The organism is Liquorilactobacillus cacaonum DSM 21116 (assembly GCF_001436735.1).
Lineage (GTDB): Bacteria > Bacillota > Bacilli > Lactobacillales > Lactobacillaceae > Liquorilactobacillus > Liquorilactobacillus cacaonum.
Map to the genome: position 1 here is coordinate 1 of NZ_AYZE01000003.1, position 21,460 is coordinate 21,460.

Sequence of the window (21,460 nt, forward strand, 5' to 3'; positions counted from 1 at the left end):
GATGACGCTGTACTTTTTGTTGCATCTGCATCAGTTGTTGAACTTGTTGATGCTGAATCATCACTTGAGCTTTGACTTGATACCTCACTTGAAGAAACAGCTGTATTAACATCAGCACTAACTTTCGCCATAAACAATTGACTTCCTAGTCCAAAACTAACAACTGTAATGCTTGCAAATACCCATTTACTACCAGCTTTATACATTTTGTAATGCAATTTATCAGACTTCATTTCTTTACCCCCATATATTTTGTCTATTTCTTTTCCTAATAACTCCATTATATTAGACTATTAAAAAAGGAGGTTTCCAATTTTTGTTTTTTTTCAAAAATGAAAAACAAATTAAAGAACAATATATTACCCAAAAAATGTGTAATTGCACTAAATTTTATTTTTTTACACCTAAAATAAAATTAAACCTCAATGTATATATTAAAAACCAAGCGATTAAAGTTTATTAAAATACCCTTTTTACGCAGAAAGAACTCTGCTTTATTTAACCCAGATAATTTTCTAAATGTATTACCAATTATCCCTTATAAATTTCCCATAAATAATTTTTCTTCTATATGCATAAACGCTATGTAATATTTACAATTTTTCCTCGTGTATGCTCCGATATTATTTTTTGACAATACAAAAACTTCCTTTCACGTAATTCTTGGTTGGTAGCGAAAAAACATATAAAAGGAAGTTTTTATCATTAAATTTATTTTGATTCACATAAGTAAAACTTGTGGTTTGTATAGTGTATTAAAACATACAAAAAAAGCCATCCCATAAAGTTAGCTTTGGCATGGCTTCTTCTAAATATTAGTACTAGCTAAATTGTAATGAATTAAATTTTAGCTTTCTTCATTAAATTCTTTATGCTAGCTTATTTTGATTGCTTTTTGTTGCGTTTACCAATTCCAAATAATGTTCCTACTGCTGCCAAAACTACAAGAATTGCTCCAATAATTGAATTTCTTGTATTTTGTTCGTTACCAGTTTGTGGCAAGCTTGCCTTAGTTGGTGGTACAGCTGTTGGTACCACTGTTTTCTTAGCAACAACATTATTTACCAACGCTGTTGAATCTGAATTTTTATCATTATTTGTCGGTACTATTGGTACTACAGGTACGATATCTTTTGTATAAGTAACAGTTTTTACAACATCCGCACTATCTGGTGTCAATCCTTTAACTTCGTCAATTTGGGCTTGATCTGGAGTATACCCCTCAATTGTTGGTGACACTTTAGCGTCAAATGTTGTATCATCATTAATTGTTCTCCAGCCATTATCTTTGACAATTTTACCTGTAACTTTATCAATCACAATTTCATGATTGAACGTAACTGAGTCTGTCATATCACTTGCAGCTTTCGTTCCATCCGCGTACTTATAATGAATTATTTCGTTAACTAGTTTTGTCAATGAACTCTTATCTGTTCCAGTTAGCCATTTGGGACCATTAGGATTATTAGGATTAATCGCTGTGCCAGGGACCTGTGGATTTTCTGGATTCACAGTTACTGTGTCATGTACTAAATGAACCTCATAATTCTGATTATCTTCTGTGTAATTGTCATTAGCAGGAAAATTATCAGAAACTAATTTATAACCCTGACCTATATAATTTGCTATAGTATCCGCAGTTGTATAAGTTAACTCATCCCCAACATTTCCAATCATATTCTTAACAGATAGAATCTTTCCAGTTGTATCGTCCACATATTTTACATTAACGTTTCCTTGGTTCCTTGCATATATATATGTTACCGTCTGATTTTCATCAGAATACGTACCATTAGAACTTCCCTCAATTTTCTTAAAGGAATATCCAGAAATACTTTTTTCATTCGTTTCATATGATTGACCAATATATCCATAACTATTGCTTTCACTACTTAATGTCATTCCATTTTCGTCAACATACTTTGTTGTCAATTTACCGATTTGTGGATTGAGATTGGCAATATCATAAGTCGCAGCACCCCCAAGAACATTATTACTATCACTAGGAAGTTGACTCCACCAACCAGACCAACTATTTGTTCTTACATCTCTAACTGTATATTTAACACTCTCAATAGGTCCAGTAATCGTATTCCCGTTAAGCTCCCATGTTATTTTAGATTTATCCTCAGAGACTTTCCAAGTACCTACATCGTTACCATTTGCATCAATCATTGCTAAGCTTTCTACATCTTCTCCAGTTGAATTAACCAATGAAACAGCAGTTTCCTCAACTGTATTCATCGTAGTTTCACCTGTCGAAGAACTTGGTTGAGAAGATGTATTCAAATAACTTCCCTTCACATCATTCAACACTACCTCTCCTGAATTTCCAGTAATTGGGAAATTACTATCACTTGTTGAAGTTAAGGTCAAGGGATAAAAGGTAGACGAGCCACTATTCCAATATGTCCAAAGACCGGCAGGATCTGTTGCACTTAACGACACTTTCAGTGGTCGAATAACACCTGCAAAATTCTTGTTTGCTGAATTTAAAATTAACTCTATTTGTTGAGTTGAATTCTCTGGGACATTCCCAGTAGGTAAAATCCAAGTACCAATGGGTGTAGAACTATTGTTTGCAGCATATGCAGGAATCTCTCCACTCCCATTTACACTCGTCGTCTTCACTGTATCAGATTGACCATATAAGACTGCAGTACCTGCAGTACCAGGTTCTGTCCAAAAGGTTAGATTACCATCATATGAAATTCCAGGCAGTGCCCCCGTTCCTTTTCCCCTCCATGGAATGTTAAATTTAGCAACTCCATCATCTGACACATATTGATAGCTGTTGCCCAGTCGTTGTACAGTGTCTGCCAAAGAATGATTAGGTACTAAAAAAAACATACCAAAAACAAAACTTAAGATTATCGCAAAAAACTTTTTCAAATCTTATCCCCCTTTTTGATAGCGCTTACTTTCAAAAATAAAAACCATTCGTTAAAAATAGAATAATTAACCAATAAGAATATTATTTTTATGTTATGTATTATATATTAAAAATAACTAGTTATCAAAAAATAAGAACTATAAAATAATATAAAAAAAGAGCCAATCAATAACATTTATTTTTGATTGGCTCTTTTTTTTAACTTATTTTATTTTTTTAACATATTCCTTAATACGCTTAGCAGCCTCCTGTAACTTTTCAAGACTAGCTGCATAACTAATTCTGACATATCCTTCACCGCCAGGGCCAAATGACACACCAGGTATGATAGCTACATGTGCCTTGTTGGCTAAATCCCGTACAAAGGTCCATGAATCTTGTGCACAATTATCAGGAATCTTAGCAAATATATAAAATGCGCCATCAGGACTAGCGATTTTGAACCCAACTTCTTCAAGTTCCTTAATCATGAAATCACGTCGTTGAGCATATTCCTTCAACATTACCTTACTATCATTTTTACCATTCGTCATTGCTTCAAGTGCTGCAAATTGCGAATTTGTTGTAGGAGATGTTACAAAGTTTTGATGTGATTTCACAACTTGGTTAACAAAGTCTTGTGGTGCAAAAATGTATCCGATACGCCAACCAGTCATTGCATGTGATTTTGATAAGCCTGTAATCAAAATAGTCCTTTCTGGTAGAGCACGTGCAATTGAATAATGCTTTTTTGCATAAGTCAATTCCGCATAAATTTCATCACTAATTACCCATAAATCGCGTTCGCGAATTACTTTTGCCAATTCTTCAACTTGTTTCTTAGAATAGGTTACTCCGGTTGGATTACTTGGATAGTTAAGCACTACTGCCTTAACTTTTGCTAAAGGATGTTCATCAATCGTTTTTTCAAGCTTTTCAGCTGTTAAAACAAAACCATCTTGACTTGTATCAACCATGATTACTTTACCATCATTCACACGTGTAATTGGCATATAGATTGGGAAGATTGGTGTAGGAACAATCACTGTATCTTCAGGGTTAATAATTGTTTGTAAACTTGCTGCAATTGCCTCTGTTGCCCCAACTGTTGTGACAACTTGACTTGCTTGATAGTTCAAATCAAATTTTTCATTATAATATGTAGCTGCTGCTTCACGAAGTGCAGGGAGTCCCGCATTAGGTGAATAATGAGATTCGTTGTCTTCAATTGCTTTGATTGCAGCTTTTTTAATATGTTCTGGAGTATTGAAGTCGGGCTCACCCAATGTTAATTTGATAATTCCAGGAATGTCACTTGTATCTGTGTCAAATTGACGAATGTCTGAGACACCAATTTGTTCGATTTTTTCGTTGAATTTGCTGTTTGCCATTTGAATGCTCCTTATCATAAATAAATCTATAACTTAGACGTATTATAACACGTTTAATCAGAGTGCGACACCAACCGGGAAAACTTGAGCACTAACATAAAATTGCGAAGAAATACTTAGTTTGCCAATTGTCTTTGCATGAACCCTTGGAGTCTCTTTGCAATTACCACTACTAAAATAACTTTAATAATTCCTGGAATAATAAAAGGAATCATCCCTGTCATTAATGCCGCCCATACCCCTAAATGCAAATTTAAAATCATCCATAATGATCCAATCAACAGGCTTAATAACATTCCAATAATATTTGCAGTAAAAAGTGAAAAATAACTCTTTCCATATATTTTTAATAATAAACCTGTTACCAAACAATAGATTGGAAATGAGTAAAGATACCCTGCAGTTGGACCAGTTAGAACTGCCAATCCACTTGAAAATTCAGCATAAATTGGCAACCCGACTGCTCCCATAATGGTATACACACATAATACCGTAAAACTATTAACAACTGGTAACAAGCTGGCAATTATCCCAACTGCAAATGTCTGCATCGTGAGCGGTACAATCGGTAGCGGTATTGTAATTTGTGAGCAGACAATCATTGTTGCAAGTAAAATACCCGATAATATTAACAAATGAAGTTTTTGACTTTTCATAAAACAACCTCTTTCCATATTCAATATTTGATATTGTAAATGTATTCAAGACAACTGTCAACCTAATTAATATATTGGTTAACAATAAAATGTGTAAAAAAAAGATTATGTCAAATTTTATTTCAACATAATCTCAAAAATCATTAGATAAAATAATACTTATTCATAATTTGGCTTTAAAACCTTCATCTTAACTGCCAACAATCCTTGTTTCTTAACGGTATCAGCATCATATATCTGAGAAAACTCACCCGCTGTCATACCAATTGCTTCAGGCGTGTACCGCTGATAAAGTTCTGTGACCGTGCGACATTTTTTAATACTCCACGCACTGGTCAATATCACATCCTCATCGTCACTTTCACGATGAATAGCAAGCGTATCACCTACACCAAAATGCTTCATCTGTTCATCATTTGGAAAAATCTCAACTGTTTTAGTCCCATTTGAAATTTTTTCGAATAATTCATCACACAATCTGATATCCACTATAATCAACCTCCTGCAAATACTAGCTATTTGAGACAAAGTTGCAAAAAACAAGGGTGTCACTAAGCTAACAATTTAAAAAATGCTAACCATATAATTAAAATTGTATTATATTTTCATAATTTTTGCAAGTTACATATACAATCATTATCTAACAGTGCTTAATAGCAAGGTAATTATTCAAGTTCTTCTGCCAATTGAATTTCAGTTGATTCTGGGAAAATCGCCCTTTCAGCAGCTGTCAGTTCACGATCGGTGATAAACATTGAAATCTTATCTGGTGAACAAATTCTATAATACGAATTATTGATAAACTTTTGGTGTTCTGCCACCAATATTACTTTACGGGCACGTTCTACTGCTTTACCTACAATCTCTGCATCTTCTTGATTCAACAAATAAATACCATGCTCATCAATTCCTGATGCCGCAATAAATGCTGTATCTAAAGCAACATTTTCAAGTTCCGTAATCGCAGCGCTTGAATGGAAAAAACGATTTTGATGATCAAGAGTGCCACTAAGTACCTTGACATTCACTTTTCCTTCTTCGGCCAACGCCATGCAATTATCTAGCGAATGGGTAATAATTGTCATAGGCAAATTTAGGCTCTGACAAGTCTTTAACAAAATTGTCGAAGCATCAACAAAATAGACACGGTGTGCATGAAAATAATTCAGCGCTTCTAATGCAATTTTTGTTTTTTGTTCTGTGAACCGTGATAACCTACTTTGAAAATTAGGAACCTTGTTACCAAAATCAAGTGGTAAAATCCCACCATGGGTACGCTTGACTTCACCTCTGTCCGCCAGAAGTACAATGTCTCTTCTGGCAGTATCTTGGGAGACTCCAAATTCTGACATAATATCTTTTGTAGTTAGTTCTTGTTTTTCCTCAAGTAATTGCTTGATTAGTTCAATTCTTTTTTCCTGACTCATCGACATTCCTCAAATCTATCAACTTTTAAAAACCTAAGATTAATTATACGCTATTAAGGATATGAAGACAAATACTTATGAAAAACACTTGATATAAGAAAGAGTGCGACAATCATCGGGAGACTTCGAGGACTAACAACAAATGTAAAATCAATCATCAAGATTCAGACTGTCATAGTACCAGATACCCAATAGTCCAATAACTGTACCTATCAAGATAGCTAAAATACGTGTTTCAATTAATTCTGTGCCCAAGTCTGGACGTACTATTTTAAATAAGATTAATGCGATTGGAGTTGTAAAAAAATTTCCAATTAAATAACTCTTAGGCATATATATGCAAATCAAACCCATAAATAGCATTGCCAGAATTGCTAAAATAATAATTGAACTAATATAGCTGTAAACAATAAGTGCAATTGTTGTGCCAACCAATCCTGCTACAATATAATCTAGCTGTCTTTTTTTAGCGATAGTAATATTTTCTGATTGTAAAATTGTTAGTGCTGAAACTAAAATCCAGTAATAATTATTTAAATGTAAGTTATATCCAATAAAATAGGCAATAAATGAAAATGTGCCAATGATTAATGCTTTAATATTGCCATCCAAAGAGTGATTTCTTAGTTTAATCTGCGTTATCTTAATTTTATTATTTTCATATATTTTATTTTCCAAATATGCTATGAAAAATGCAATATATGTGCCACATAAAGCATAGATTGATAGCGTTAAAACATACAAAAATGACATCTGATGTAAGCTTGTAATCATTCCATTAATCATTAAAATAAAGAAAACACCTGGTCCAATGTAATGATTACCATTTATGATATATTCGACTGAAAATGCCAACACCGCAATCCATAATATACCAAGCCACTCTATTCGAGATGCTACTGCACTTACAGGAAAACTAATAGTACTGATTAGTACCACGGTAATTAAATGATTCATTGTGTTGTCTTTATTTACCGGAATATAATACATAAATATTAAGGCTCCGAAACATCCCATCACCCCAACCCAATCATTATGAAGTAAAGCTGATATTGCAAAGGGAATCAAAAGTGTTAATACCCCAAAAAGTGTATGAATATACTGTCGTTTATTAAATGAAAACATATTACTCTCCTAAAAATAAAATTTTAACATTCTAACATATTTTCATATCCACGGTCAAATAATATTCTGTACCATTCAATTAATATTACCCGTTGCCTACAGTAAACAAAAAACTGGCAAGGCATACTCTACCTTAAACCAGTTAACAAACTTTATTTTACTTTACCATTGCTCTTAATAATTTTTTGATACCAGTAAAATGAATCCTTACGAGATCTGGCTAAAGTACCATTTCCCTTATCATCAAGATCAACGTAGACAAATCCATATCTTTTACTCATTTCACCAGTCGAAGCACTAACTAAGTCAATGCATCCCCATGGTGTGTACCCCATCAAATCAACTCCATCTGCAATTGCTGCTTTCATAGCAACGATATGCTGGCTTAGATAATCAATCCGATAGTCATCATGGATAGCCCCATTTGTTTCCACTACATCTTTTGCACCCAAACCATTTTCAACTACAAATAATGGCTTTTGATAGCGATCGTATAATTCATTTAAGGCAATTCGCAACCCCATTGGATCTATCTGCCAACCCCAATCGCTACTTTTTAAGAATGGATTAGCAACTCCACCAAGCAGATTTCCTGATACAACATTTTGATCATCACGCGTTACCTCTGTCACCATCGACATATAATAACTAAATCCAATATAATCTACCGTGTATTTAGCCAATTCTGCTATATCTTCTTTTGTAATCTGAAGTTTTGAAATATCTACATTGTATTCTTTTAACATTCTCGCAGTATACGCAGGATATTTTCCTCTTACTTGAACATCAGCACAAAAGAAATTAAAGTCTTGCATTTGTTTGAGATTAGCCATTTGATTAACTGGGTTAGCATCATATGCATAGCTTGTTGCATATAAAATCATACATCCAATCTGCAAATCTTCATTTAATTCATGTCCAATCTTAACAGCTAATGCACTCGCAACAAACTGATTATGCCAAGCTTGAAAAATATTAGTAAAGTCTTTTGCTCCATTACTTGGAACAAGACCTTGACTCATTACTGGAAAATGAAAGGCTGAGTTAATCTCATTAAAAGTCATCCAATAACGAACTTTTTTTTGATATTTTTTTAAAACAACCCGCGCAAAATTCTCATAAAAACCAATTAGTTTTCGATTCTTCCAACCACCATAATCTTTTGCTAACTTTAATGGCATCTCATAATGAGAAATCGTAATAACCGGCTGAATATCGTATTTCAAACATTCATCAATTAACTTGTCATAAAATTCTAAACCTTTTTCATTTGGAATTGCTTCGTCTCCATTAGGAAAAATTCTCGACCAAGCAATCGAAAATCGATAACATTTGAATCCCATCTCTGCAAATAGCTTAATGTCTTCTTTAAAACGATCATAATGTTCAATTCCGCGATGATTGGGATACTTATATTTTTCAGCTTCAGCTTGCCAAACAAAGTCTTGCCCACTCGCAATTACAAACCTATCCTTACCACTAGGTAACACATCTGCAATTGAAGGCCCTTTTCCATCCCTGTTCCATGCACCTTCTAATTGATTTGCAGCAGTGGCACCCCCCCACAGAAAGTTCTCTGGAAATTTATCTTTGATTTCAAACATTAGAATTCCCCTTTCAATCTTTTGAATTGTTATCTAATTGCTGTAATAATCTATATGCCATTCCATATAGCTTCATACTGTTCTCAAGATTCGATTTAGTAACTTCTGATTTGATTGAAACACCCCTTATTAATTGTATTTCACTTAATATTTTACCATATTTATTATTAATTGTTTGCCCTCTAATTCTGAAAAAATTAAAATATTACCAAATATTTACCGAGAACAAAAAAAGAACTAGAAGTAAGTTAACTTCTAATTCTGAATAGTCAATTCATGCTATTTTCGTGATTCATAGTTATTCTTCAAAGTCTCCCGCTGATTGTCGCGCTCTGATTTTTAAAATGCCTTCTCTAACGGAGGTACAACTTGTTTCTTACGTGAGACAACTCCAGGAAGTTCTGCCTTATCATCATTTAGCTTAACATCAAAAGCTTTTTCAACAACATCTTTTGGCTCACCTACTACAAGAAGACGAGTATTACTATCAAGAATGTTTGTTACCATTAATAAGAACAAATCGTATCCGTTAGCGGCACTTTCTTCTTCAATTGCACTTCGCAAGGCAGCCTCACGTGCAAAGACTTCATCAAGATCAACTGTATTAACTTGATCAATTCTAACTGTCTTACCACCCATCTCAAAGGACTTAGCATCTGCTTCAATCAATTCCTTTTCAGACTTGCTAGCAAGATTAGTTCCAGCCTTAAGCATCTCTAGCCCATAAGTTTCATAGTCAACTCCAGCAATCTTAGCAAGTTCTTTAACTGCTAATTCATCAGCAGGCGTTGTTGTTGGTGACTTAAATAACAATGTATCTGAAATAATTGCAGATAACATCAATCCAGCAAGCTTTGCAGGAACTGCAACTTCATTTTGCTTGAACAACTTGAAAATAATTGTACTTGTGCATCCAACTGGTTCAGCATAGTAATATAAAGGAGCTGAAGTTTCAAAATTAGCAATACGGTGATGGTCAACAACATGTGTAACAGTAACGTCTTTAATATCGTCAACACTTTGTTGTGCTTCGTTGTGATCAACGAGCATTACTTCTTCCACTTCTTCACTAACTTTTTCTACAACACGAGGTGCATCTTCAGCAAAATTAGCTAAAACGAATTTGGTTTCTTCGTTTGGTGTTCCTAAGGCAACCGCTTCAACATTGCCACCAAGTTGGTTTTGTAAATATGCAAAAGCTTTTGCGGCAACAATTGCATCTGTATCAGGATTTTTATGACCAAAAACAAGTTCTTTCATTGAAAAGGATCTCCATTCTTACTTAATTTAATTCTCTAATTTGATTTAACCTTGATTGCTAATTTCTGTCAAGCGTGAAATATAATCTTTCTCCGCTAAAAAAGCATCAAAACTCGCGAGGAAACTTGCAATCCGTGGAATTTGATCCTTGTCTTTTCTAAAAATAAAGGAAAGATCAAAAGAAATTTCTGGTTCAAAATGTGCTTCACTCATCTTTTTTTCACTTGCTTTTTGGTGAGAAATCACAAAAGAAGTCGGCAATGCTGTATTAACACCCGTTTTTTGAGCAAATTCAAAAATCTGTTCTGGTGTTGCAAAATAAGCACCACTATGCGGTTTATCTGCCAATGCATTTTTAAAAGCCTCAAGTAAAGTTTCGTTTAAATAGTATTTGGGTGGATACATAACCCAATCGCGATTTAAGGTATCTCTTAACTTAATATGCTTTTTCTTCGAGTAATCACCTTCACTGTGCAAAAAAAGTAGATTTTCTTCAATAATCTTCTTAGACTCATAAGGTTTCCAATTCTTAATACTGTCATCTGGAAGATACATCACCGCCAAATCAATATTGTTACTCTCAAGGAGCTCCCAAATTTCTTTTCTTGTCAGCATATGATATGTAATCTTGACATCACTGTGTTGTTTATAATATTCAATCGCAAATTGTGTAAAAACATGATCTTCCACTGAGGCCAAGATTCCTACACTAATATCACCTTGAATGGCACTCGTAGACTGTTGAATTTCATCAGTTGCTCTATTAAGTGTTTCATATATTTGATGTGTTGCATCTAACATTGTATATCCTGCATCAGAAAGGTGAAGTTTTTTCCCAACTGAGTAAAATAGGGGGGCCCCAACTGTTCTTTCCAGCTTTTTTATTTGTTGAGTCAAAGCGGGTTGTGTAATCCCAAGAATTTGCGCAGCCTGCGTATAACTCATCGTTTCTGCCAGCTGAAGAAAGTAGCTGAGCGTTTTTGAAGAAAAAATATTATCTTGCTTAGTCTTCATAAAGTCAATTCCCCTTTTTATTAATTATTAAATATTTGCTTGCTATACTAAAGTAATAGAATTCGCTCCATATTTAATTATTAAATTAATAATAAACAAAATTCGTACTACTTACAATATAAAATACAAATTAAAATTAAATAATTTTATAGAGAATTAATTTTGAAAATATCATATTTACGCAAAAAAATTCTCGTTAGAATGCCATATCCATGGTAATCTTAAAAAACTCAAATTTCTACTTTTAACTTTATTTATATTAACGATAAATAATTACCTAACTATTTTGCACTGTTTAATAAATTAGCTGACTGACTGGATGATTGACTAGAAACCGTTGTATCATTTTCTTTAAGTTCTGGTGCGTCTGTTTGATATAAATACTGTAAGTCTTTGTTTCCATTTTTAGAATACAATGAGGTTGAATTATTACCTAATTCATTTTGAATCTTTAATTCTCTTTGTAATCCATCATTATAATTATATTTACTTGCTTCAATTTTCTTAAAACCTTTTGGTGTATAAAATCGTAAAAGATTTTCCTGATTAAGCTCATCAGAATTATCAAGTTGTTGATCAACTTCCTTTTTTGATGCAGTGGCTTTTTTCTTTAAATTACCTTTTAACTTAATAATCTTGCCTTTTGCATTATAGAACTTACCATTAATATCGCTATAATTCGGTGTAACAAAACTACGATTTCTAAACGCAACTGTTTGTTTATGGCCTGAAGCCAATAAATCCGATCCAAATTCAAGGTACTTGCTGGTATTGACTCCAAGCAGATGAAGAAGTGTGGGCAATACATCTATCTCGCCTCCGTAAGTCTTATTGATTCCTCCACCCTTATATCCTGGAATTGAAATCATAAAGGGAACCCGTTGCAACTGTGCATTATCCCAATTTGTCCACTTACTGCCTTCTTTGTACCACTTAAAATGACTTGGGTCTTGGCTAAATGTCTCAGAAAGATAAGGATTTTCTGAGTTAGACAAACCATAATGATCACCATATAAAACAATAACTGAATTTTTCTCCAAACCCGATTTTTTGAGAAACTTGAAGAACTCAGCAACTGATTGATCCAGATAATTAGCAGTTTTGAAATAATTATCAACTTCATCATTACCGGTATTTGGTGTTTTAAAATTACTATCTTCACTTGTTAGGTCATAAGGAAAATGATTTGTCAACGTAATGTATTTGACATAAAAAGGTTGTTGTAGATGTTCCAAATATTTAACTGAGTCATTAAACAACAACTTATCCTTTAATCCATACCCAATAGAATTATCACCTTTAGTATCATAATATTGCGCAGAAAAGAAATACTGATATCCCATATTCTTATAAACATTATTACGATTCCAAAAACTTGCAACATCTCCATGAAACACTGCCGTTGTATAATGTTCTTTTTGTTCCAAAATTGCTGGAGCACTTTGAAATGTCTGTGTACTACCCAATTGGCTAAAAAGCGACCCTTCAGGTAGACCAAATGTTCCTGTTTCCAACATGTTCTCAGCATCACTCGTCTTCCCTTGTCCTACTTGATGAAAGAAATTCGAAAATGAAATTGTACTTTTACTATGATATAGCTTATTCAAAAATGGAGTAACTGTTTGCCCTTCAACCTTGTCATCTATCAGGAACTGTTGAAAACTCTCAAGGTGAATTATAATTACATTTTTTCCCTTTATTAAACCAAATAATTTTTTATTTGGCTTTACATAATTTTTTTTAACATATTCAATTACCTTTGTAACCTGGCTTTTAGTCGCATCCGCACGAACGCTCTGATTCTCCTCAGTTTCTATCGAATTATATATGCTATATGCCGTCACCCCAAGATATTTTACAATGTAACGACTATCGAAAGTTCGTGTCAGCAATTGCGGACGACTCATTTCTGCCAATGTCAAATTAAAAGTGAATAATAACAAAGAGGCTGAAGTTAGCGCAAACGACTTCTTCTTTGAGTAGCTATTTGTATCCAACTTAATTATTCTCGTCACCAAAAGTAGAAAAATAATTACAATATCTATCCAATAGAAGATATCATGTGGGCTAGTCAAAGCAATTGAGCTCATATTAAGTCCCTTATCAACTGATGAATATCCAAGAACAGTATTTAATGTAATAAAATCCGAAAATTCCCGAAAATAAATTACATTCAGATAAAGCAATAATGTTTGTGCTGCATATATAATCATCAAAATTCCATAAAATAATTTGGTATTCTTTATGTAAAACGCTAGTCCCATGAATAACACTGCAGTTGCAATTGGGTTAATAAAAAGAATAATCCATTGGAAAACGCTAGAAACTCCAAGCGTGAAATCCATAAAATATGCTAGCATTGTCTTTAGCCAAAACAAGATTAGTAATAAACCAAAAAAACCAGTCCTGGTATTGACCTTCTTTATCATATATCTCAAAGAATTATCCCCTCAAAAAAAATTTATTCTTCAAATAATACTCGTTATCATTTAAATTTTGCATAAGGTTTTGTTAACTCTTTATTACTTTTTTAAAGGACTATACAAATAAATCAGTTATTACTTTATCGTTTAGTATTATTATAATGTTATACAAATTTTCTTTCTTGTACCGCCAATTATGTTCATTTTTGAAAAAAATTTGGAAATAAAAAACAACCAATTGTGAAGTCAAAGCTTAAAGTTGACTCGGCAATTGGCTGCCATAAACCATAATATAAGTTATGTGTACTTGTTATATTTTTTTCACCAAAAAATAATTGTGCTTACCTAAATTATCATTATTACATCAGAAAAATACCCATTTCAAAAACCATATTCTTTAATAGTTCAACTATACCAATTAATTTATAGATTAACAATTTTGTTTATCATTAATAAAAATCTTAATGTATTCGACCTAGTCCTAATAACTAAAAAAATCTCTATCCCAAATAGCCTTGATAATCTTTAACATGCAATAATTTTTCAGCATTCTTAACACGTGTCGTGCTTGGTGGCTCAATTCTTTCTAAATCATACTTAATCCCCATCTCATGGTACTTGTGGACCCCCATTGTATGATAAGGAAGGACTTCAACTTTTTGCACATTATGAAGTGTCTTGATGTATTCACCTAACTGTCTAAGATAACCATCAAAGTCAGTATGCTCTGGAATTAATACATGTCTAATCCAGACAGGTTTATCAATATCTGAAAGAAATTGGCACATGTCCAAAATATTTTCATTCCGGTATCCCGTTAACTTACGATGTTCATCAGAGTTAATATGCTTAATATCCACCAATAAAATATCTGTAACTTCCATCAGTTTTTTGAAATTGTCAAACCAAGGCTGTCTTCTTGTAAATGGTTGTCCACAAGTATCTAAACAAGTATTAATACCTAATTTCTTACACTTAGTAAATAATTCCAAAGCAAATTCTGTCTGCAACATTATTTCACCACCACTAAGAGTAATTCCACCTTTTTTTCCCCAAAATTGACGATATGGTAATGCTATTTCAATGATTTCATCAGTGGTCATCTCAGATCCTACATTTTTTTTCCATGTATCTGGATTATGACAAAATTTACAGCGCATATTGCATCCTTGCATAAAAACAACAAAGCGAATCCCTGGTCCATCGACTGCACCAAAACTTTCCGTTGAATGAACATAACCTATAATTTCCCCATCTCGTGTGGGGACTTTGCGTGCATGCATTTTTTGCTCAAACATTGACTTTTCCTCCCTACTTAAAATGTGAAAAGGATTGCAGCAATCTTCCAAATGCCCCAATCCTTTCAATTAGTTCTTCTGATTACATACTCTGATGGAAGGTTCTGGAAATTACATCGTCTTGTTGTTCCTTTGTCAAATCAGCAAAATATACACAGTAACCAGAAACACGAATAGTTAATGTAGGATATTTTTCAGGATGTGCTTGAGCATCTAATAAAGTTTCCCGATTAAAAACATTGATATTTAAATGATGTCCATTATTTTTCATATATCCATTAATCATATTAACCAAGGTATCTTTTTGAAGTTCTTCATCATGACCCAAAGTTGTTGGTGTTACTGCAAATGTATTAGAAATGCCATCTGTCGCGTACTGATAAGGGATTTTTGCAACTGACAATAATGACGCCAATGCCCCACTTTCTTCTGCTCCATATGCAGGATTAGCTCCCGGTGCAAATGGTTCTCCTTTTTGGCGACCATTAGGCGTTGCCCCAGTGTTCTTACCATAAACAACATTTGATGTAATAGTCAAAACTGAAGTTGATAATTTCGATCCGCGATATAAATGATGCTTATTCATCTTAGTATACAATGATTTTACAAGCCAAACTGCAATTTCATCTGCCCGGTCATCATTATTGCCATAACGCGGAAAATCATTATCCGCCTTAAAATCAATAGCAATTTTATTTTCATCTCGAATTACCTTAACATGTCCATATTTAATTGCTGAAATCGAATCCGCCGCAACTGATAAACCTGAGATACCTGTTGCAAAGGTTCGATCAAGTCTTGTATCTTTCAACGCTAATTGAGCAGATTCATAATAATATTTATCATGCATATAATGAATTGTATTTAACGCGTTTACATAAACATCCGCTAACCAATCAAGCATTACATCAAATTTTTGCATGAACTCATCATAATCAATATATTCTGTTGAAATTGGTTCATAAGCAGGTCCAACTTGAGCCTTCCCAATTTCATCTTTGCCACCATTTATAGTGTAAAGAACAGTCTTTGCTAAATTTGCACGCGCCCCAAAGTATTGAATCCCATTTGCGATTGGTTGAGCAGAAACACAACATGCTATCCCGTAATAATCTGTTCCCCATTGTTTACGCATTAAATCATCATTTTCATATTGAATTGTTGAACTTTCAACCGAAACCGATGCCGCATAATGTTTAAAAGTCTCAGGTAATTTTTGTGACCACAGTAAAGTAATGTTTGGCTCTGGTGCAGCACCCATATTTTTTAATGTATTCAAAAATCGAAATGCTGTCTTCGTAACATGATGTTCACCATCAATTCCCATCCCAGCCAGGGACAGCGTTGCCCAAATTGGATTGCCTGAAAATAATGAATTGTATTCAGGTGTCCTAATGAAGGAAACCATCCGTAATTTCATTGTAAACTGATCAATTAACTCTTGTGCTTCTTTTTCATTCAATACACCACGTTCTAAATCCCGTTCCACAAAAACATCAATGAATGTATCCACTCTGCCAATTGACATTGCTGCACCATTTTGTTGCTTAATTGCAGCCAAATACCCAAAATATAACCATTGAATCGCTTCTTTAGTATTTGTTGCAGGCTTAGAAATGTCATAGCCATATGCCGTAGCCATATCCTTGATCTGATTTAATGCTCTTATTTGTTCTGAAATTTCTTCACGCATTTGAATGATATTATCGGTCATCTCACCATCACCGTAATTATCCAAATCGTCTAATTTAGCAGAAACAAGATAATCAATCCCATACAATGCAATTCGTGGATAATCTCCCACAATTCGACCACGTCCATATGCATCAGGTAATCCTGTAATTATTTTATAATGTCGGGCCCTTCTTACATCCGCAGTATAAGCATCAAAGACTCCTTGATTATGTGTTTTTGCCAAATCTGTAAAAAAATTTTCTATTTCGGGGTCAAGTTTTAATCCATAAGACTCCAAGGCATCTTTTGCCATTCGAATCCCACCATAAGGCATCAAGGCCTTCTTCAATGGTTTATCAGTCTGTAACCCAACGATTTTTTCAAGGTTTCTATCCAAATATCCCGGGGTATGTGAAGTTATTGTCGAAACAACTTTTGTATCTGCATCAAGTACCCCACCTGCTGCTCTTTCATCTAATTTAAGTGCAATTAAGCGATCATTCAATACCTTTGTTGCAGGTGTTGCTCCTTCAAGAAATGACTCATCACCATTATACTGACTAAAGTTTTGCTGAATAAAGTCACGAATATCTATCTCAGATTGCCAATTTCCACCATTAAACCCATCCCAAGCTTTCGATATTACTTCTTTTTCAAGTTGTTTCATTTTAAAAACCTCCTTATTAGAATAAAACTGACTTTTTATTGTAAGCGCTTTCCACAAACGAATAATATCACTTTTTAAAACTCTAAGCAATATTATTCACAAAAAGATTGTAAAAAATTATAAATTTAATTAAACTGCCTAGTATGTTGTGTAAAACCCATTTTAAACCATGTGTTATATTGAGCAATATGTATTGAAAAGATTGAGCCCAAACAAATTTCAGGCTCAATCTTGTTAATTAATAAGATTTTACTATTTTCTTTACAATTCCAAAACTAATTAAAATAACTCCAATCATTCCAAAAGTAATTGAAAAACTTGTTCTGTCAATCAACCAACCGATTAGTGGGAAAAGTACAATCATAAATGCTGAAAAAATCACACTTGCAACACTTAATAATGTTGCACGTTGTTTTGATTCAATCAATTCATTGTAATAATTGCTGAACAAGGGACCTGAGGCAGCACTCACAGCTCTAAAAATCATAAATAGTAATAATAGTAACACGGTATTTCTAAAAATAAGTAGTAATGCTACTACTAAAAATGGACCTTTCAACCAACGTAAGATTATAAATTGTTTAAAATGTGCAGTAATTTTGGGTATCCAACTAATTGCTATAATTGCAATCACTGATGATACAACCATTAAAATCGAAATTGAAGCTCCTGAAAAGTTACTGTCCTTCATTACAGATTGATAATAATAATAATAACTTGTGCAAATAAGATCAATTATTCCTTGATATATCATTAAACTACGCAAAGATTTTTCTCTTTTTAAGACACTCCATGATGATTTAATCAGCTCAATTATTGTTTGATGATCTTGAATTTCTTGATTTTTACTTACTTGTAAAGGTTCTTTGATAAAAATAATTGAAATCATAGCTAAAACCCCAACCAAGATTGCAATTACATAAGTTAATTCAAAGTGCCAATGCACAAAAAAGCCAGCAACTGTTACACCTATAGTATCTGCAAATTCAAAAATAATTTCAGACTTACTAATTATTTCTGGGAAATCTTGGGTTTTATTTTCTTCAATCAAGGAATCATACATCAAAGCATCTATTGTACCTGATTGTAGGTTATAAGAAAAAGCACTTAGAATAAAACTAAACGCAAATAACAAGAAGGAATGTGCTATTAGCATTATGATAACTGATAAAATTGCCATAAATCTTCCTGCTATTAGAACCGTTTTGTAAGAAAATCGATCAGCTAACAAACCACTTGGAATTTCAAATAAAAAGCTTGCGATATGAAAGACACTTTCGCAAAGACCTACTTCAAGTAGTGTCAATCCGGCATCCTGTAGATAAATAACCCAGAGTCCAGTTATTCCAAAAAAAGAAAAAAAACTGTAATAGTAACTATATCTGATATTTTGATAATATTTTATTTTCAATTTATACACTCCAATGATTTCAAAGACAGCTGTCTTTGTTGATTATATAGTCATTAGAGTGGTGCTACATATGTGATTCCCCTTTTTTTAGCTAACCAATCCCGCATTATATTATCACCTCCAAAACTTCTACCAACCAGTTACCTATTTATTTTCCAAATTCTGTTCCATAGCACACAATGCATCCTGCCATGTTGGAATTTCAAATCCTATAGACTTTGCCTTACTCAAATCCATAATTGAATGTGTCGGTCTCATTGCTTTTTGTGGAAATTGATCACTTGTAACTGGTTCAACTTTTACATCTTCATCTTTTAAAATCTCTTTTGCAAACTCATACCACGTACATGAGTTATCATTTGAAAGATGATAAATTCCATATTCGACTTTTTTATCAACTGCATACACCATAAACTCCGCCAATGTCTTTGTCCATGTCGGACGTCCAACTTGATCATCAACAACCGTTAACTTTGGATGTTCTTTTGCGAGTCGTTGCATTGTAAAAACAAAGTTCTTACCATATTCACCAAAAACCCAAGAAGTTCGAATAATATAAAATTTACTTGCATATTTTTGAATTGCTTCTTCACCCATTAACTTTGCTTTACCATATTCATTTAAAGGATTTGTTTGTGCATCAACTCTATATTCATCATCTTCTAAACTTCCGTCAAAGACATAATCAGTACTTATATATACTATAACTGCTCCAATTTTTTCAGCCGCTCTTGCAATATTTCTTGTTCCCAAAACATTCACAAGATGATTAGTTTCTTTACCCTCATCTTCCGCTGCATCTACAGCCGTATAAGCTGCACAATGGTAAATTACTGTTGGTTTTAGTTCATCAATATATTTTTTCACTGCTTTTTCATCAGTAATATTCAATTCTTTTGAACTGGGAGCAACATACCCAATTTTTTTCTCATCTAGTAAATTCCGTAATTCTGAACCAAGTTGTCCACTTCCACCTGTAACTAGTATCACCTTGTCACCTTCTCCATCAACTTGTTATTGACCGTTTTTTGCGTAGTTGGCTTCAACCTTTGCTTTATCTGCCTTCCACCAGTCCTCATTTTCTCTATACCATTTGATTGTCTCTGCCAGTCCTTCACGAAAATCTGTAAATTCTGGTTTCCATCCTAATTCTGTTCTTAGCTTTGTCGAGTCAATTGCGTACCTTAAGTCATGCCCCGGCCGATCTGCTACATGCTCATAGGCTTCCTTTGAATGCCCCATCAATTCAAGCATCATTTCCATAACTGTCTTATTATCTTGTTCACCATCTGCACCAATCAGATACGTTTCGCCAATTTTTCCTTTTGTCAAAATTGTCCAGACTGCGGAAGAATGATCATTCGTATGAATCCAGTCACGCACATTTTTTCCTGTTCCATATAATTTTGGTTCTATTCCACTCAAAATATTCGTAATCTGACGTGGAATAAACTTCTCAATGTACTGGTACGGGCCATAATTATTCGAACAATTTGAGATTGTTGCTTGTAAGCCAAAGGATCTGACCCAGGCCCTGACTAACAGATCTGACCCTGCCTTGGTTGAAGAATATGGACTTGATGGTCGATATGGCATTTCAGGGGTAAATTTCTCTCCTACTCCTTCACCATGTCCTGGCAAGTCTTCACGTAATGGAAGATCTCCGTATACTTCATCAGTTGAAACATGATGATATCGTACATTATATTTACGACAAGCCTCAATTAAGGTATATGTCCCAATCAAATTAGTTTGAATAAAAGGCATTGGATCTTTCAATGAATTATCATTATGCGATTCGGCTGCGTAATGAACTACTGCATCCGCTTTTTGTACCAATTCATCAACTAATGGCGCATCTACAATATCACCTACAACCAATTCAACACGTTTTGCTGGTAAACCCGCCAAATTCTCTTTGTTACCCGCATAGGTTAGCTTATCTAAAACTGTCACATGTATATCTGGATGGTTGTTAACTACATAATGTACAAAGTTAGAGCCGATAAAACCTGCCCCACCTGTCACAATAATATTTTTCATGCCCAATCCTCCTATATTTCGCCATAGACAAACGGATTATCTGCTTCAAATTCCTTGAAGGTTGGATGCTGCTTATCTTTTTCTGAAAGAATTGCACTTTCAAGATCAATTGGCCAATTAATTGCCAAGGTAGAATCATCAAAAGCGATCCCGCCATCTGCTTTCGCATCATAATAGTTATCACATTTGTATAAGAAATTAACATTATCTGTTAATGTTACAAAGCCATGCGCAAAGCCACGTGGTACAAGTAACTGACGGTGATTACTTTCTGAAAGAATATAACCTTCCCATTCACCATAGGTTGGGCTGCCTTTACGTACATCCACAATCACATCAAGCACCGCACCTGTAACTACTCTGATCAACTTCGTTTGTGCTGATTTTCCTCGTTGAAAATGTAATCCACGTAAAACACCTGCTTGACTCGACAATGAATGATTATCTTGAATAAAGTCAAAATCGATTCCTGCGTCTTTAAGGTCTTTATCTGAATAACTTTCAGTAAAGAATCCTCGGTTATCTCCAAACACTGCTGGTTCAATTATTTTGACATCTTGCAGCTTCGTTTCTGTAATCTTAAGCTTTCCCATTT

The 21,460-nt window shown here is 33.8% G+C and carries 17 protein-coding genes; all 17 read right to left on the minus strand.

The annotated features are described in order from the left end of the window. On the minus strand, nt 1-233 hold a 233-nt coding region (locus FC80_RS09445; RefSeq protein ID WP_169790538.1), incomplete at its 3' end, for a KxYKxGKxW signal peptide domain-containing protein. Nucleotides 234-879: 646 nt separating this feature from the next. Next, on the minus strand, nt 880-2,892 hold the full coding sequence (locus tag FC80_RS00400) for a mucin-binding protein (protein WP_057828178.1): 2,013 nt from the start codon (nt 2,890-2,892) through the stop codon (nt 880-882). A 204-nt stretch (nt 2,893-3,096) separates the two neighbouring features. Continuing rightward, on the minus strand, nt 3,097-4,263 hold the full coding sequence (locus tag FC80_RS00405) for a pyridoxal phosphate-dependent aminotransferase (RefSeq protein WP_057828179.1): 1,167 nt from the start codon (nt 4,261-4,263) through the stop codon (nt 3,097-3,099). A 116-nt stretch (nt 4,264-4,379) separates the two neighbouring features. Next, nucleotides 4,380-4,919 (minus strand): biotin transporter BioY, encoded by a 540-nt coding sequence (locus FC80_RS00410; RefSeq protein WP_057828180.1) that lies wholly within the window; start codon nt 4,917-4,919, stop codon nt 4,380-4,382. A gap of 159 nt (nt 4,920-5,078) precedes the next feature. Next, the gene (locus FC80_RS00415; protein ID WP_057828181.1) at nt 5,079-5,408 is read right to left on the minus strand and encodes an ASCH domain-containing protein; all 330 of its coding nucleotides are present in this window, start codon (nt 5,406-5,408) and stop codon (nt 5,079-5,081) included. Nucleotides 5,409-5,584: 176 nt separating this feature from the next. Beyond that, entirely contained in the window at nt 5,585-6,346 is a 762-nt protein-coding gene (locus FC80_RS00420; protein ID WP_057828182.1) for a DeoR/GlpR family DNA-binding transcription regulator, read from the minus strand. Between the two features lie 150 nt (nt 6,347-6,496). Then, nucleotides 6,497-7,471: an FUSC family protein gene (locus tag FC80_RS00425; protein ID WP_057828183.1), complete on the minus strand. Its 975-nt coding sequence runs from the start codon at nt 7,469-7,471 to the stop codon at nt 6,497-6,499. A gap of 152 nt (nt 7,472-7,623) precedes the next feature. Continuing rightward, a complete protein-coding gene (locus FC80_RS00430) occupies nt 7,624-9,075 on the minus strand; it encodes a glycoside hydrolase family 1 protein (RefSeq protein ID WP_057828184.1) in 1,452 nt (483 codons plus the stop codon). A 339-nt stretch (nt 9,076-9,414) separates the two neighbouring features. Continuing rightward, nucleotides 9,415-10,335 (minus strand): manganese-dependent inorganic pyrophosphatase, encoded by a 921-nt coding sequence (locus tag FC80_RS00435; protein ID WP_057828185.1) that lies wholly within the window; start codon nt 10,333-10,335, stop codon nt 9,415-9,417. Nucleotides 10,336-10,380: 45 nt separating this feature from the next. Further along, nucleotides 10,381-11,349 carry a LysR family transcriptional regulator gene (locus FC80_RS00440; protein ID WP_057828186.1) on the minus strand — a complete coding sequence of 323 codons (969 nt, stop codon included), beginning with the start codon at nt 11,347-11,349 and terminating at the stop codon, nt 10,381-10,383. A gap of 281 nt (nt 11,350-11,630) precedes the next feature. Continuing rightward, nucleotides 11,631-13,778: an LTA synthase family protein gene (locus tag FC80_RS00445; RefSeq protein WP_157055560.1), complete on the minus strand. Its 2,148-nt coding sequence runs from the start codon at nt 13,776-13,778 to the stop codon at nt 11,631-11,633. Between the two features lie 494 nt (nt 13,779-14,272). Beyond that, nucleotides 14,273-15,070: a pyruvate formate-lyase-activating protein gene (gene pflA / locus FC80_RS00450; RefSeq protein ID WP_057828188.1), complete on the minus strand. Its 798-nt coding sequence runs from the start codon at nt 15,068-15,070 to the stop codon at nt 14,273-14,275. An 82-nt stretch (nt 15,071-15,152) separates the two neighbouring features. Continuing rightward, on the minus strand, nt 15,153-17,411 hold the full coding sequence (gene pflB / locus FC80_RS00455; protein WP_057828189.1) for a formate C-acetyltransferase: 2,259 nt from the start codon (nt 17,409-17,411) through the stop codon (nt 15,153-15,155). Between the two features lie 238 nt (nt 17,412-17,649). Beyond that, nucleotides 17,650-18,822, minus strand: coding sequence for an MFS transporter (locus tag FC80_RS00460; protein WP_057828190.1), 1,173 nt, complete (start codon nt 18,820-18,822; stop codon nt 17,650-17,652). A 144-nt stretch (nt 18,823-18,966) separates the two neighbouring features. Beyond that, entirely contained in the window at nt 18,967-19,812 is an 846-nt protein-coding gene (rfbD, locus tag FC80_RS00465; RefSeq protein WP_057828191.1) for a dTDP-4-dehydrorhamnose reductase, read from the minus strand. 24 nt (nt 19,813-19,836) lie between these two features. Beyond that, entirely contained in the window at nt 19,837-20,865 is a 1,029-nt protein-coding gene (gene rfbB, locus FC80_RS00470; protein ID WP_057828192.1) for a dTDP-glucose 4,6-dehydratase, read from the minus strand. An 11-nt stretch (nt 20,866-20,876) separates the two neighbouring features. Then, nucleotides 20,877-21,458 (minus strand): dTDP-4-dehydrorhamnose 3,5-epimerase, encoded by a 582-nt coding sequence (gene rfbC / locus FC80_RS00475; RefSeq protein WP_057828193.1) that lies wholly within the window; start codon nt 21,456-21,458, stop codon nt 20,877-20,879. Between the last annotated feature and the right edge of the window lie 2 nt (nt 21,459-21,460).